Source organism: Micromonospora sp. WMMD1219 (assembly GCF_049315215.1).
GTDB lineage: Bacteria > Actinomycetota > Actinomycetes > Mycobacteriales > Micromonosporaceae > Micromonospora > Micromonospora tulbaghiae.
In genome coordinates this window covers 2,568,593-2,582,142 of the sequence record NZ_CP186057.1, presented here as the reverse complement: position 1 = coordinate 2,582,142, position 13,550 = coordinate 2,568,593, and the positions used below count along the sequence as shown (strand labels likewise).

Annotated in this window: 12 protein-coding genes; 5 read left to right on the top strand and 7 right to left on the bottom strand. The window is 73.0% G+C overall.

All coding sequences use genetic code 11. The features are described from left to right. Positions 1 to 34 precede the first annotated feature (34 nt). The 3 genes from ACN27C_RS12435 to guaB all read right to left on the bottom strand — a co-directional run bounded on the left by ACN27C_RS12435 (position 35) and on the right by guaB (position 4,239). On the bottom strand, positions 35 to 1,429 hold the full coding sequence (locus ACN27C_RS12435; protein ID WP_422751193.1) for a M1 family metallopeptidase: 1,395 nt from the start codon (positions 1,427 to 1,429) through the stop codon (positions 35 to 37). Between the two features lie 98 nt (positions 1,430 to 1,527). Further along, positions 1,528 to 2,646 carry a GuaB3 family IMP dehydrogenase-related protein gene (locus tag ACN27C_RS12430; protein WP_013288539.1) on the bottom strand — a complete coding sequence of 373 codons (1,119 nt, stop codon included), beginning with the start codon at positions 2,644 to 2,646 and terminating at the stop codon, positions 1,528 to 1,530. Positions 2,647 to 2,676: 30 nt separating this feature from the next. After that, complete coding sequence (guaB, locus tag ACN27C_RS12425) at positions 2,677 to 4,239, bottom strand: IMP dehydrogenase (RefSeq protein ID WP_120573146.1); 1,563 nt, start codon at positions 4,237 to 4,239, stop codon at positions 2,677 to 2,679. Between the two features lie 197 nt (positions 4,240 to 4,436). Here guaB and ACN27C_RS12420 point away from each other — a divergent pair, with 197 nt between their 5' ends. Next, positions 4,437 to 4,841 carry a DUF5319 domain-containing protein gene (locus ACN27C_RS12420; protein ID WP_120573145.1) on the top strand — a complete coding sequence of 135 codons (405 nt, stop codon included), beginning with the start codon at positions 4,437 to 4,439 and terminating at the stop codon, positions 4,839 to 4,841. Positions 4,842 to 4,853: 12 nt separating this feature from the next. Here the strand turns inward: ACN27C_RS12420 and ACN27C_RS12415 are convergent, their stop codons facing one another. Continuing rightward, entirely contained in the window at positions 4,854 to 5,672 is an 819-nt protein-coding gene (locus ACN27C_RS12415) for a helix-turn-helix transcriptional regulator (RefSeq protein ID WP_120573144.1), read from the bottom strand. A 252-nt stretch (positions 5,673 to 5,924) separates the two neighbouring features. On the opposite strand from ACN27C_RS12415, the gene ACN27C_RS12410 reads away from it, so the two are divergent. After that, complete coding sequence (locus tag ACN27C_RS12410) at positions 5,925 to 6,308, top strand: WhiB family transcriptional regulator (protein ID WP_120574131.1); 384 nt, start codon at positions 5,925 to 5,927, stop codon at positions 6,306 to 6,308. A gap of 165 nt (positions 6,309 to 6,473) precedes the next feature. On the opposite strand, the gene ACN27C_RS12405 is transcribed toward ACN27C_RS12410, so the two are convergent. The 3 genes from ACN27C_RS12405 to groES form a co-directional block, all read right to left on the bottom strand. Continuing rightward, positions 6,474 to 8,084, bottom strand: a complete 1,611-nt coding sequence (locus tag ACN27C_RS12405) for a sulfite oxidase (RefSeq protein ID WP_422751192.1) — start codon at positions 8,082 to 8,084, stop codon at positions 6,474 to 6,476. A 123-nt stretch (positions 8,085 to 8,207) separates the two neighbouring features. Continuing rightward, complete coding sequence (gene groL, locus ACN27C_RS12400; protein ID WP_422751191.1) at positions 8,208 to 9,854, bottom strand: chaperonin GroEL; 1,647 nt, start codon at positions 9,852 to 9,854, stop codon at positions 8,208 to 8,210. 70 nt (positions 9,855 to 9,924) lie between these two features. Beyond that, positions 9,925 to 10,239 carry a co-chaperone GroES gene (gene groES / locus ACN27C_RS12395; RefSeq protein ID WP_018222648.1) on the bottom strand — a complete coding sequence of 105 codons (315 nt, stop codon included), beginning with the start codon at positions 10,237 to 10,239 and terminating at the stop codon, positions 9,925 to 9,927. Positions 10,240 to 10,493: 254 nt separating this feature from the next. On the opposite strand from groES, the gene ACN27C_RS12390 reads away from it, so the two are divergent. From ACN27C_RS12390 to ACN27C_RS12380, 3 genes are all read left to right on the top strand, one after another. Continuing rightward, complete coding sequence (locus ACN27C_RS12390; protein WP_422751190.1) at positions 10,494 to 11,693, top strand: THUMP-like domain-containing protein; 1,200 nt, start codon at positions 10,494 to 10,496, stop codon at positions 11,691 to 11,693. A gap of 56 nt (positions 11,694 to 11,749) precedes the next feature. Next, positions 11,750 to 12,229 (top strand): Cys-tRNA(Pro) deacylase, encoded by a 480-nt coding sequence (gene ybaK / locus ACN27C_RS12385; RefSeq protein WP_422751189.1) that lies wholly within the window; start codon positions 11,750 to 11,752, stop codon positions 12,227 to 12,229. A 204-nt stretch (positions 12,230 to 12,433) separates the two neighbouring features. Then, positions 12,434 to 13,537: a sugar ABC transporter substrate-binding protein gene (locus tag ACN27C_RS12380; RefSeq protein WP_120573139.1), complete on the top strand. Its 1,104-nt coding sequence runs from the start codon at positions 12,434 to 12,436 to the stop codon at positions 13,535 to 13,537. Positions 13,538 to 13,550: the final 13 nt, after the last annotated feature.

Here is a 13,550-nt window from a genome sequence, read left to right as displayed (position 1 = left end):
CGCGGCAGCCTACCCAGCGGCGGTCACGCGTGCGTCACGGCAGTCCCGGCGGCGTGCCGCCGACCAGCCAGGCGTCCAGCAGCGCCCGCAGCGGCCGCCCCGACGTGCGTTCGGCGTACCCGACGAAATCGGCAGTGGTGACGTTGCCGTCGCGGTGCTGCGCCAGCCAGCCGCGCAGCACGCGGTGGAACGTCTCGTCGCCCACCGCGCGGCGCAGCGCGTGCACCGCGAGCGCGCCCCGCTGGTAGACCGCGTCACCGAACATCCCGGCCCGGCCCGGGTCGACTGTGGGCTTCGACCAGTCGGTGTCCGCGTACCGTTGCGCGACAGTCTGCGCCACCGTGCGTCCGCCGTCGTGCTCGGCCCAGAGCCATTCGGCGTACGTGGCGAAGCCCTCGTTGAGCCAGATGTCGCTCCACCGGGCCACCGAGACGCTGTCGCCGAACCACTGGTGGGCCAGCTCGTGCGCGACCACCTCGGTGTTCGGCCGGTCGCCGCGGAAGAACGCCGGCCCGTAGACCGGACGGCTCTGCGTCTCCAGCGCGTACCGGATGCGTTCGTCGGCGACCACCACGCCGCCGTACGCCTCGAACGGGTACGGCCCGAAGCGCCCTGCCAGGAAGTCGGCGACCTCGCCGGTGCGGGCCACCGACGCGGCGGCCGGCCCGTCCGCGGGCAGCGCCGCGGCGACGGCGGTGACGATGGGCTTGCCGGCGTGGGTGCCGCTGCTGACCCGGTAGTCGCCGATCACCAGCGTGCTCAGGTAGCTGGCCATCGGCGCGCGCTCGGACCAGCGCCAGGTGGTCCAGCCGCCGCTGGACGTCCGGCCCTCCGGCACGCCGTTGGACAGCGCGGCGAGCCCGTCCGGCACGGTGACCGCGAGGTCGTATGTGGCCTTGTCCGACGGGTGGTCGTTGACCGGGTACCAGGTGCTCGCCGACTCCGGCTGACCGAGCGCTATCGCGCCGTCCGCAGTGGCGTGGAAGCCGCCGTCGCCCAGTTCGGCGTTCGGCAGCGGCTGCGGCACCCCGCCGTACGCGACCTCGACGGTGAACCGCCGCCCGGACGGCAGCCCGCCCGACGGGGTGACGATCAGCTCGGCGCCGTCGTGGCGGTGCTTCACCGCCTCGCCGTCCACCCGCACCCGCTCGACGTCCAGGCCGGCCAGGTCGAGCTGGAACCGGGACAGCGCGCGGGTGGCGGTGACGGTCAGCGTGGCCCTGCCGGTGAGCCGGTCGCTCGCCGGGTCGTAGCGCACGTCCAGCGCGTAGTGGCCCACGTCGTAGCCGCCGTTGCCGGCTCCCGGCACGTACGGGTCGCCGGCGTCCGCCGCGCCCGGCCGGAACCCGTTGTCGTCGCCGCCGGTGCACCCGCTCAGCGCGAGCGCCGCCGCCACCAGCCCGGCCGCCCAGATCCGCCCCCGTCTCACCCGGCGAGCCTAGACGCGCGACGGCGCGGGCGGGGCCGGAACACGTCCGGGCCGCCGCCCGCGCCGTCGTGCGGTGCTCAGCCGACACTCAGCGGTGCTCAGCGGTCGAGGACCAGTCCGACCTTCTGGAACTCCTTCAGGTCGCGGTAGCCGCACTTGGCCATCGCGCGGCGCAGGCCGCCGAAGAGGTTGAGCTGACCGTCCGGCTCGTCGGCCGGGCCGAACAGCAGCTTCTCCATCGAGCCGAGCGGCTCGCCGGCCACCTCGAACGCGCCCCGGGGCAGCGACGGGTGGCTGGCCGCCGAGTGCCACCAGGCGCCACCGGCCGGGGCCTCCTCGCAGAGCGACAGCGGCTCGCCGAGCATCACCGCGTCCGCGCCGCAGCCGAGCGCCTTGGCGATGTCGCCGGAGGTCTGCATGTCGCCGTCGGCGATCAGGTGCACGTACCGGCCGCCGGTCTCGTCCAGGTAGTCGCGGCGGGCCGCGGCGGCGTCGGCGATGGCGGTGGCCATCGGCACCCGGATGCCGAGCACCGACTCGGTGGTCGACCAGTCGTCGCCGCCGATGCCCACGATCACGCCGGCCGCGCCGGTACGCATCAGGTGCAGCGCGGTCTTGTAGTCGGTGCAGCCACCCACGACGACCGGCAGGTCCAGGTCGGCGATGAACTCCTTGAGGTTCAGCGGCTCGTCGGTGGTGGAGACGTGCTCGGCCGAGACGAGCGTGCCCTGGATGACCAGGATGTCCACGCCGGCGTCGAGGATCACCGGGGCCAGCGCCAGGGTGTGCTGCGGGGAGACCCGCACCGCCACCGTGCCGCCGCCCTCGCGCAGCTCGCGTACCCGCTCGGCGATCAGGTCGGGCCGGATCGGCTCGGCGTAGACCTCCTGGAGGCGCTTGGTCGCCCGCGCGTCCTCGCCGAGACCGGCCAGCTCCTCCAGGATCTTGGCCGGGTTCTCGTACCGGGTCCAGAGGCCCTCGACGTTGAGCACGCCGAGGCCGCCGAGCTGGCCGAGCCGGACCGCCGAGGCGGGGCTCATGGTCGCGTCCGAGGGGTGCGCGACGCACGGGATGCCGAACTGGTACGCGTCGAGCTGCCACGCGGTGGAGACGTCGTCGACGTCCCGGGTGCGGCGGCTCGGCACGATGGCGATGTCGTCCAGGTGGTAGCCGCGCTGCGCGGTCTTGCCCAGCCCGATCTCGACCACGTCACGCATGGGGGACTCCAGGTGGTTGGGGGTGGTGGGTCAGCGGGAGTGGTAGTTGGGCGCCTCGACTGTCATCTGGATGTCGTGCGGGTGGCTCTCCTTGAGCCCGGCCGCGGTGATCCGGATGAGCTGGCCACGCCGGTGCAGCTCCGGGATGCTCTCCGCGCCCACGTACCCCATCGCGGCGCGCAGCCCGCCGATGAGCTGGTGGGCGACGGCGGACAGCGGCCCCCGGTAGGGCACCTGACCCTCGACGCCCTCCGGGACCAGCTTGTCCTCGGCGAGCACGTCCTGCTGGAAGTAGCGGTCCTTGGAGTAGGACTTGCCCTGGCCGCGCGACTGCATCGCGCCGAGCGAGCCCATCCCCCGGTACGCCTTGTACTGCTTGCCGTTGATGAAGATCAGCTCACCGGGGCTCTCCTCGCAGCCGGCGAGCAGGCTGCCGAGCATCACCGTGTCGGCGCCGGCCACCAGGGCCTTGGCGATGTCGCCGGAGTATTGAATGCCGCCGTCGCCGATCACCGGCACGCCGGCCGGGCGGGCGGCGCGGGCCGCCTCCATGATCGCGGTGATCTGCGGTACGCCGACCCCGGCCACGATCCGGGTGGTGCAGATGGCGCCCGGTCCGACGCCCACCTTCACGCCGTCCGCGCCGGCCTCGACGAGCGCCTTCGCGCCCGCGTACGTGGCGATGTTGCCGCCCACGATGTCGATGCTGACGTCCCGCTTTAGCCGAGCCACCATCTCCAGCACGGCCCGCTGGTGACCGTGCGCGGTGTCCACGATGACGACGTCCACGCCGGCGTCGACGAGCGCGCGGGCCCGCTTGTAGCCGTCCTCGCCCACGCCGACCGCGGCGGCGACCCGGAGCCGGCCCGCGTCGTCCTTGGTGGCGTTCGGGTACTGCTCGCTCTTGGTGAAGTCCTTGACCGTGATCAGGCCGCGCAGCTTGCCGCCCGCGTCCACGATCGGCAGCTTCTCGATCTTGTGCTGGCGCAGCAGGCCGAGCGCGTCGTCCTTGCTCACGCCGACCGGCGCGGTGATCAGCGGGGTGCGGGTCATGATCTCGCGCACCGGCGTGGCCGGGTCGGAGACGAACCGCATGTCGCGGTTGGTGACGATGCCGACCAGCTGGCCCTGCCCGTCCACCACCGGCACGCCGGAGATGCGGTAGCGCCCGCAGAGCGCGTCGACCTCGCGCAGCGTGTCGTCCGGGCTGGCGGTCACCGGGTTGGTGATCATGCCGGACTCGGAGCGCTTCACCAGGTCGACCTGGAGCGCCTGGTCCTCGACGGAGAGGTTGCGGTGCAGCACGCCGATGCCGCCCTGGCGGGCCATCGCGATCGCCATCCGCGCCTCGGTGACCGTGTCCATCGCGCTGGACAGCAGCGGCACGGTCAGCTCGATGTTGCGGGTGAGGCGGGTGCGGGTGTTGACGCGGCTGGGCACGACGTCCGACTCGCCCGGCTGGAGCAGTACGTCGTCGAAGGTCAGCCCGAGCGGCACCACCCGGGCCGAACCGGCCGGCAGCTCGGGCAGATGGCCACCCAGCTCCCCGCCGTCGGTGCCGGCCGGAATCTCGGTGCTGGGCGAATTCTCCACGATTGCTCCCCTGAGCTGGTCGAACGGGCTGCAGCGAGGCGGCGCGCGGGGGCACCGGCAGGCGCCTGGTGACGGCGCGTCGCCTCATCGTACCCACCTACCCGTCCCGGCCCGGGCAGCGGCGGGCCCGAGGGTAGGCCGGGCCACAGCACGGGCTGGGGCGGGCTTTCCGGCGGCTCGGGGTCTACGGTGAGGGGGTGCACGACGAGCCCATCGACCCGTTCAACGGCGACCCGGCCGATCCGGCTGCCGGCCTGCACGATCCCGGCGACGACGACGCGCTCGACCCGCTGACCGAGGTCGAGCGCCAGGACGTCCTGGAGGATCTCGCCGATCTGGAGATCTACCAGGCGCTGCTCCAGCCGATCGGCGTGCGCGGCCTGGTGATCGAGTGCGAGGACTGCCGCGAGCCGCACTACTTCGACTGGGACCTGCTGCGCGGCAACCTGCGCCACCTGCTCAACTCGGGGCGTCCCCGGGTGCACGAGCCGGCCTACGACCCGGACCCGGACCACTACGTGAGCTGGGACTACGCCCGCGGCTACGCCGACGGCGTGCACGACACGCTCACCGAGGGCACCGACGACTCCGCGTCGGAGTGACTCCCGCCGGGGTCAGGCGACCAGGCCGGCCCGGAATCCGGCCGCCACGGCGTGCGCCCGGTCGCGCGCGCCGAGCTTGCGGAACAGCCGCCGGGCGTGCGTCTTGACCGTGTCCTCGGAGACGAACAGCTCCCGCCCGATCTCCGCGTTGCTCTTGCCCTCGGCCATGCCGAGCAGCACCTGAAGCTCCCGCTCGGTCAGCCCGATCGCGCTGCGCGGCGTCCGCGCCGGCCGCTGGGCCGCGCCCGTCCGGGGTGCCTCCGCGCCGTCGGCCGCCGCCGGGTCGTCCGGGTCCTCGCCCCGTTGCACGGGCACCACCGTGGGCAGGCCCGCAGCGTCCACCGGGGCCGTCGCCGGCCAGCCGGGCCCACCCTGGGTACGCCCCGGCGCCGCCGACCGGGTCGGCCCGCCCACCGCCGCCGCGTCCCGGGCGGTGTCCGCCACCCGGTGCCGGTTGCTCCGGCCGGGGGCGGAGAGCAGCAGCAGCGCCTTGGCGACCGCGCTGGTCAGGTCGTGGTCGGCGTTCTGGATCAGCCCGCGCGCCCCGGCGCTGATGGTGGCCGCCGCCGACTCCGACTCCTCGGCGCCGAGCAGCAGCACCGCCGCCTGCGGGGCGCGGGCGAGCACCCGCCGGACGAAGCCGGCGCTGTCCGGCCGGGTCAGGGCGGTGTCGGCGAGCACCACGTCCACCGGGCGCTCGGCGAGCCGCAACATCACCTCCGGATCGGAGACGGCCGTCCGGACGACGCCGGACAGCCCGAGCCGCGCCGCCGCGGAGGTCAGATGCTGGGCCGCCAATGGTGTCCGAACGCACACAAGAACACTACGCACAGTGGTCTCCTCTCCGACTCAGAGCAGACCATGCGGAGGTGGGGTCGGGAGGGGGTTCCGGGCAATCATCCGAACTTTTCCGACAGATGGGGCATATACCGCCGAGTGTCCGAGGTTTTCGATCACAGATGTGTGAGGCGCGGACCGCTCGGGTACCGAGGGGTTCATCCGGAACCGGCATCCCGCGCGGACCGCCGCCCGGTAGCTGGCAACGAACATTCTCCGCGGTGCCGCGCGGGAGGAGGGGTGCTGATGTCGAACGTACGTAGGCTGCCTGGACCGATCGACGAGCTCTGGGACTGGCAGCGGCTCGGAGCCTGCCGTGGCCGCGACAGCGCGCAATTCTTCCACCCGGACGGCGAGCGCGGCTCCTCCCGGCTGCGCCGCGAAACCGGCGCCAAGTCCGTCTGCCGCGCCTGCCCGGTACGCGCCGAGTGCGCCGCGCACGCGCTCTCCGTCCGCGAGCCGTACGGCGTCTGGGGCGGGTTCAGCGAGTCCGAGCGGCTGCGGCTACTCGCGCTCGGCTGGGAGGACCTGGCCGACCGCCGGCAGACCCGGGTGGACATCGCCCGCCTGGAGGCGCGCCTCGGCCGCCCGCACAACACCGCCGTGCCGGACCAGCGCAAGGTCGCCTGACCGGCTCCACGACCCCCGACGCCGCGCCCCGGACCCCGGGGCGCGGCGTCGTGTCGTCCCGGCCCTCGCGTGATCAACACCAGTTCGGCGAAGTGGCCATATCGCGGAACCTCTGATGCCACCACTTCGGGGAGCTGGTGTTGATCTTTCGGGGTGGGGCGGTCGTCAGGTGACCGTGACCCGCACTGTGTGCCAGCCGGTCGCGCCGTCGGGGGCGACCGGGGCGCGCTGTTCCGTCTGGGTCTCGCCCGCCGTGTCGGTCGCCCGGACCTGGAGCGTGTGCTCGCCCGGCGTCGCGTCCCACCGCCAGGACCACTGCACCCAGGTGTCAGCCGACACCGCCGGGGCGAGCGTCGCCTCCTGCCACGGGCCGCCGTCGGCGCGTACCTCGACGCGGCGGATGCCACGGTGCTGCGCCCACGCCACACCCGCCACCGTCACCGGGCCGGCGGCCGGGCGGCTGCGGGGCCGGGGCGTGTCGATCCGGGACTGCGTCTTGATCGGGCCCTGCGCGGACCAGCCGCGCGGCACCCAGTAGGCGTCGAAGTCGGCGAAGCTGGTCAGCTCCAGCTCGGTGAGCCACTTGCAGGCCGACACGTACCCGTAGAGGCCGGGCACCACCATCCGCACCGGGAAGCCGTGCTGGATCGGCAGCGGCTCGCCGTTCATGCCGACCGCGAGCAGGGCGTCCCGCCCGTCGCGCAGCACCGACGTCGGCGTGCCGCAGGTCCAGCCGTCCACCGCGCGCCCGACCACCTGGTCCGCGCCGTCGAGCGGGCCGGCCTCGTCGAGCAGTTCCTTGATCGGTACGCCGAGCCACCGCGCGTTGCCGATCAGGTCGCCGCCCACCTCGTTGGAGACGCAGGCGAGCGTCACGTACCGCTCGACCATCGGACGGGCCAGCAGGTCGTCGAAGCTCAGCTCGATCGGGTTGCGCACCCGACCGTGGATGCGCAGCCGCCAGGTGGCCGGATCGACCTGCGGCACCACGAGCGCGGTGTCGATCCGGTAGAACTCCCGGTTCGGTGTGACGTACGGCGCGAGCCGGGGCAGCGACAGGTCCGCTCCGGCCGGCACCTGCGGTGCGGGGGCGGCCGGGGCGGGCAGCGTCACCGCCTCCCGGGCCGCCGACACGCCGCGCCGGCCGGCCAGCCAGTGCCCGCCCAGCCCGGCCACCGCCGCCGCGCCCGTGAGCAGCCCGGCGCCACGCAGGAACCGCCGCCGCGACTCCGCGTCGTCGTGCCGGACCGGCTCCCAGCCGCCGGGGGTCTCCCCCTCGCGGGCGAGCGCGGCGACCGCCGGGGGCGGCGCGGACGGCGGCGTGGCGCGGGGTGCCCGATCGGCGCTCAGCGGTCCGGCCACGAAGGCCCAGAGCGTCAGCGCGCCGAGTCCGCCGCCGACCAGGGAGGGCAGCGCGTCGAACGCGTTCGCTCCGGCCCGGGTCAGCGCGGCGGCGACGCCGAGCACCGTGAACGCGGCGACCCCGGCCAGGCCGATCACCAGCCGCCGGGCCGCCGCCAGGCCGAGCAGCGCACCGAAGGCGGCCAGCAGCAGTGCGGTCCCGACCAGCAGGGCGATCTTGTCGTACGTGCCGAAGACGTCGATGGCGAACTGCTTGAGCGGCTCGGGGACCAGGTCGACGACGAGTCCGCCGACGGCGACGAGCGGAGCGGACCGGGGACCGGTCAGGACCGCCACGGGTTCGGCGGTGCCGAGGGCCACCACGGTGGCGACGACACCGGCCGTCGCCGCGCGGCGGCGGGAGAGGGTGCTCACGGCGTCCAGTCTGGTCGACCCGCCGGGCCGGCTGCCAATGTCGTCAGCGTTCCGTAAGCAGATACGCGTCAGGGCACACCACCGGGTCGGCGGTGTGCCCTGACGTCGGGCGTGCTCCTCGGGTCAGAAGCCCGGGCCGTGCTGGTGGCCGTGACCGTGCGAGTGGCCGTGCCCACCGGCGGCGGCCGGCTCCGGCTCGGCCGGCTTCTCCACCACGAGGCTCTCGGTGGTGAGCAGCAGGCCGGCGATCGAGGCGGCGTTGCTGACCGCGTTGCGGGTCACCTTCACCGGGTCGATGATGCCGGACTTGGCCAGGTCGACGTACTCGCCGGTGGCGGCGTCGAGGCCGTGGCCCCAGTCCTGGCCGACGACCTTCTCCACCACCACGTAGCCGTCGTGGCCGGCGTTCTGCGCGATCCAGCGCAGCGGCTCGACGAGCGCCTTGCGCACGATCGAGACGCCGACCTTCTCGTCACCGGTGAAGCCCAGGTCGTCGTCGAGCACCGGCAGGATCTGGGCCAGGGCGGCGCCGCCACCCGGGACCGTACCCTCCTCGACCGCGGCCTTGGTCGCGGCGATGGCGTCCTCGATGCGGTGCTTGCGCTCCTTCATCTCGACCTCGGTGGCCGCGCCGACCTTGATCACGGCGATGCCGCCGGAGAGCTTCGCCAGCCGCTCGGCCAGCTTCTCCCGGTCCCACTCGGAGTCGGAGGCCTCGATCTCCTTGCGGATCTGCGCGACCCGGTCGGCGACCTCGGAGGCCTGCCCGCCACCGTCGACGACAGTGGTGTTCTCCTTGTCGACCACGACGCGGCGGGCGGTGCCGAGCACCTCCAGGCCGACCTGGTCGAGCTTGTAGCCCAGCTCCGGGGCGACCAGCTCGGCGCCGGTCAGGATCGCCATGTCCTGGAGCATCGCCTTGCGGCGGTCGCCGAAGCCGGGGGCCTTGACGGCGCAGACCTTGACGGTCTTGCGCAGCGCGTTGACCACCAGCGTGGACAGGGCCTGGCCCTCGACGTCCTCGGCGACGATGAGCAGCGGCTTGTTGTTCTGGAGGACCTTCTCCAGCAGCGGCAGCAGCTCCTCGATCGCCGAGATCTTCTGGGTGGTGATCAGGATGTACGGGTCCTCCAGGACCGCCTCCTGCGCCTCCAGGTCGGTGACGAAGTTCGGCGAGATGAAGCCCTTGTCGAACTGCAGACCCTCGGTCACCTCCAGCTCGGTGGTGAGCGCGGAGCCCTCCTCGACGGTGATGACGCCGTCGCGGCCGACCTTCTCCATCGCCTCGGCGATCAGCTCGCCGATCGCGGCGTCCTGCGCGGAGACGGTCGCGACGTGCGCGATCGACTCCTTGCCGGCGACCTCGACGGCCTTGCCGAGCAGCGCCTCGGAGACCTTGGCGGCCGCCGCGTCGATGCCGCGCTTCAGGCCGGTCGGGTTGGTGCCGGCGGCCACGTTGCGCAGGCCCTCGCGGACCATGGCCTGGGCCAGCACGGTGGCGGTGGTGGTCCCGTCGCCGGCGACGTCGTTGGTCTTGGTCGCCACCTCCTTGACCAGCTGCGCGCCGAGGTTCTCGTACGGGTTGGTGAGCTCGATCTCCTTGGCGATGGTCACGCCGTCGTTGGTGATCGTGGGCGCACCGAACTTCTTGTCCAGGACGACGTTGCGCCCGCGCGGGCCGAGGGTGACCTTCACCGCGTCCGCGAGGGCGTTGACACCGTGCTCGAGCAGGTGCCGGGCGTCGTCCGAGAAGCTGAGGATCTTCGCCATCAGTATCCCTTCGAAGCGACGTTGCCCCGGCCCGGCGAGCCGGACCGGGGCAACGACACTGATCGGTTGCTTACTTCTCGATGACCGCGAGGACGTCGCGGGCGGAGAGCACCAGGTACTCCTCGCCGGCGTACTTGACCTCGGTGCCGCCGTACTTCGAGTAGAGGACGGTGTCGCCGACCTTCACGTCGATCGGCACGCGGTTGCCCTTGTCGTCGATCCGGCCCGGGCCGACAGCGAGGACGGTGCCCTCCTGCGGCTTCTCCTTGGCGGTGTCGGGGATCACGATGCCCGAGGCGGTGGTGGTCTCGGCCTCGTTCGCCTGGACCACGATGCGGTCCTCGAGCGGCTTGATCGCAACCTTGGTCGCGGTAGTCACGGGCATACCCTCCCGGGTACTTGGTGTCGTTGCCGGCCGGCATGCCGACCAGCGTCAATCTGCCACATGCCACCGGGCGGGGCCGTCGTCGCGGGTGCCGGTCCGCCTGGCGCTCAACCCCCGGGCACGAGGCTCGGGTGTTGGCACCCTCAGGGTGAGAGTGCTAATCGCAGGTTATTCCTCGGCTAGCACTCCGTCAAGGAGAGTGCCAACGCGTCGCCCTCCGTGTCGCGCCGGAACCGGGCCGGGAGAATGAGCGCGTGGATCTCGACCAGCTCGCCGCGCTGCGTACCCCCGAGGGGTCGGCGGCGCTCGCCGCGGCCGAGCGGGTGGCCGGCGGCGACCCGCTGGCGGCGGCGGCCGCGCTGCGCTCGGCCGGCCTTCCCGGCGGGCTCGCGGCGGCGGCGCTCACCCAGGCCGAGCTGCGCCGCCGGGCGGCCGGCAAGTTCGGCGCGGCGGCGGCCGGGATGTTCCTCACCCGGGCGGGGCTGGAGCAGGCGACCCGCCGCGTGGTCGCCGACCGGCGCGCGGCGCGGCTGCGCGCCGCGGGCGTGACCACGCTGGCCGACCTGGGGTGCGGCCTGGGGGCCGACGCGCTCGCCGCGGCCCGCGCCGGCATCCGGGTGTACGCGGTGGAGGCCGACCCGGTGACCGCCACGATGGCCGCTGCGAACGCCGAAGCGGCCGGGCTCGCCGATCTGGTGACGGTCTCCTGCGGTGACGCCACGGCGTTCGACGTGACCGGGGTGGACGCGGTGTTCTGCGATCCGGCCCGGCGGCGGGCGGGCACCGGGCGGCGCGTCTTCGACCCGAACGCCTACTCGCCGCCGTGGGACTTCGTCACCGGCCTGGCCACGCGGGTGCCGCGCACGGTGGTGAAGGTGGCGCCCGGGCTGGACCACGCGCTCATCCCGGGCGGCGCCGAGGCGGAGTGGGTGAGCGTGGACGGCGACCTGGTCGAGGCGGCGCTGTGGTGCGGCGAGCTGGCCGAGGTCCCGCGCCGCGCCACGGTGCTGCGCGAGCGCGACGACGCGGTATCGCTCCTCACCGGCACGGGCGCGCAGGAGGCGCCGGTGGGACCGGTCCGGCGGTTCCTCTACGACCCGGATCCGGCGGTGGTGCGCGCGCACCTGGTCGCCGAGCTGGCCACCGACCTGGACGCCACGCTCGCCGACGCGTCGATCGCCTACCTGTACGGCGACGAGGCCCGGCCCACCCCGTTCGCCCGCTGCCTGGAGATCACCGACGTGCTGCCGTTCTCGCTGAAGCGGCTGCGCGCCCTGCTGCGGGAGCGGCGGGTCGGCCGGGTCGAGATCCGCAAGCGCGGGTCGGCGCTGGAGCCGGAGAAGCTGCGCCGCGACCTGCGGCTGTCCGGCGACGAGGCGGCCGGCCTGGCGCTGACCCGGGTGGCCGGCGCCCCCATGGTGCTCGTCTGCCGGCCGGTTCCGGCCGGCGGCTGACCCCGGCGCGCGGTTTCGGCTCGCGGTCGGCCGACGGCCGGGCTAGCTTGACGCCCATGGCAGGCCCCGGCACTCCGGCGATCGCGTTGCTGAGCAAGCGGAAGATCGCCCACAGCACCCACACCTACGACGTGTCGCCGGACGCGCCGAACTACGGCGCGCTCGTGGCGACCGCGCTCGGGGTGGCGCCGGAGCGCGTCTTCAAGTCGCTCGTCACCGAGGTCGACGGCGGGCTGACGGTGGCGGTGGTGCCGGTGACCGGCGAGCTGGATTTGAAGGCGCTCGCCGCCGCAGCGGGTGGCAAGCGGGCCACCATGGCGGACCGGACGACCGCCGAGCGGGCGACCGGATACGTCTGCGGCGGCATCAGCCCGCTCGGGCAGCGCAAGCGGCTACCGACTGTCATCGACGCCTCCGCGCTGGCGCACCCGACGGTGTACGTCTCGGCGGGCCGCCGGGGGTTGCAGGTGCAGCTCGCGCCGACGGATCTGGTGGCGCTCACCGGGGCGACGACGGCATCGATCGCCGCCACCTGAGCGGGGTCGTGACGGTACGTGTGGGAGCGTTCCCGGAACGCGCTCTCCCGGTGGTGTCCCGCGGGTGACAACCGCGTTGCTGAATTGTTACCGCCGCCAACAAACTTCTGACCTCGGCAGTCTTGCGGCGCATGGGAAGCGGGGAATACGTTGCCGGACACAACAAAACATCACCACTCCCCCACCTCCGAAAGGACCCTGCACATGCGCAAGGGCTTCCTCACCTTCGCGGCCGTCGGTCTCCTCGCGACCGGCAGCATGGCCGCCTGTGGTGACAACGGCGGTTCTTCCGACGAGGCCGGCGGCTCCAACGCCAAGAAGCCGAAGATCGGCGTGATCCTGCCGGACAGCAAGTCCTCCGCCCGCTGGGAGGGCGCGGACCGCAAGTACCTCAAGGCGGCGTTCGACGCGGCCGGCGTCGAGTCCGACATCCAGAACGCGCAGAACGACAAGACCGCGTTCCAGACCATCGCCGACCAGATGATCACCAGCGGCGTCAACGTCCTGATGATCGTCAACCTGGACTCCGGCACCGGCAAGGCCGTGCTCGACAAGGCCAAGTCGCAGGGCGTCGCGACCATCGACTACGACCGGCTGACCCTGGGCGGCTCCGCCCAGTACTACGTCAGCTTCGACAACGAGGCGGTCGGCAAGCTCCAGGGCGAGGGCCTGAGCAAGTGCCTGACCGACAAGGGCGTCAAGAACCCGTCGATCGCGTACCTCAACGGCTCGCCGACCGACAACAACGCCACCCTGTTCAAGAACGGGTACGACTCGGTGCTCAAGCCGAAGTTCGACTCGAAGGAATACACCAAGGTCGCCGACGACCCGGTGCCGGCCTGGGACAACGCGCAGGCCGCCACGATCTTCGAGCAGCAGATGACCAAGGCCGGCGGCAAGATCGACGGCGTGCTCGCCGCCAACGACGGTCTCGGCAACGCGGCCATCTCGGTGCTGAAGAAGAACAAGCTCAACGGCAAGGTCCCGGTGACCGGTCAGGACGCCACCAAGGAGGGCCTGCAGAACATCCTCGCCGGTGACCAGTGCATGACCGTCTACAAGGCGGTCAAGAAGGAGGCGGACGCCGCCGCCGAGCTGGCCATCGCCCTCGCAAAGGGCGAGCGGAAGGACACCGGCCAGACGGTCAAGGACCCGGAGGGCAACCGGGACGTGCCGGCCGTGCTGCTGGAGCCCAAGGCCATCTACAAGGACAACGTCAAGGACGTGGTGGCCGACGGCTACGTCACCAAGGAAGAGCTCTGCACCGGTGCGTTCGCCAAGCTCTGCACCGACGCCGGCGTGAGCTGACCCACCCGCCTCA

What these genes read in the sequence shown, in the direction of transcription:
- ACN27C_RS12410 (WP_120574131.1), top strand. Translation starts at nt 5,925, where the DNA reads ATGTCGAACGTACGTAGGCTGCCTGGACCGATCGACGAGCTCTGGGAC.
- ACN27C_RS12430 (WP_013288539.1), bottom strand. Translation starts at nt 2,646, where the DNA reads ATGCGTGACGTGGTCGAGATCGGGCTGGGCAAGACCGCGCAGCGCGGC.
- groL (WP_422751191.1), bottom strand. Translation starts at nt 9,854, where the DNA reads ATGGCGAAGATCCTCAGCTTCTCGGACGACGCCCGGCACCTGCTCGAG.
- groES (WP_018222648.1), bottom strand. Translation starts at nt 10,239, where the DNA reads ATGCCCGTGACTACCGCGACCAAGGTTGCGATCAAGCCGCTCGAGGAC.
- ybaK (WP_422751189.1), top strand. Translation starts at nt 11,750, where the DNA reads ATGGCAGGCCCCGGCACTCCGGCGATCGCGTTGCTGAGCAAGCGGAAG.
- ACN27C_RS12380 (WP_120573139.1), top strand. Translation starts at nt 12,434, where the DNA reads ATGCGCAAGGGCTTCCTCACCTTCGCGGCCGTCGGTCTCCTCGCGACC.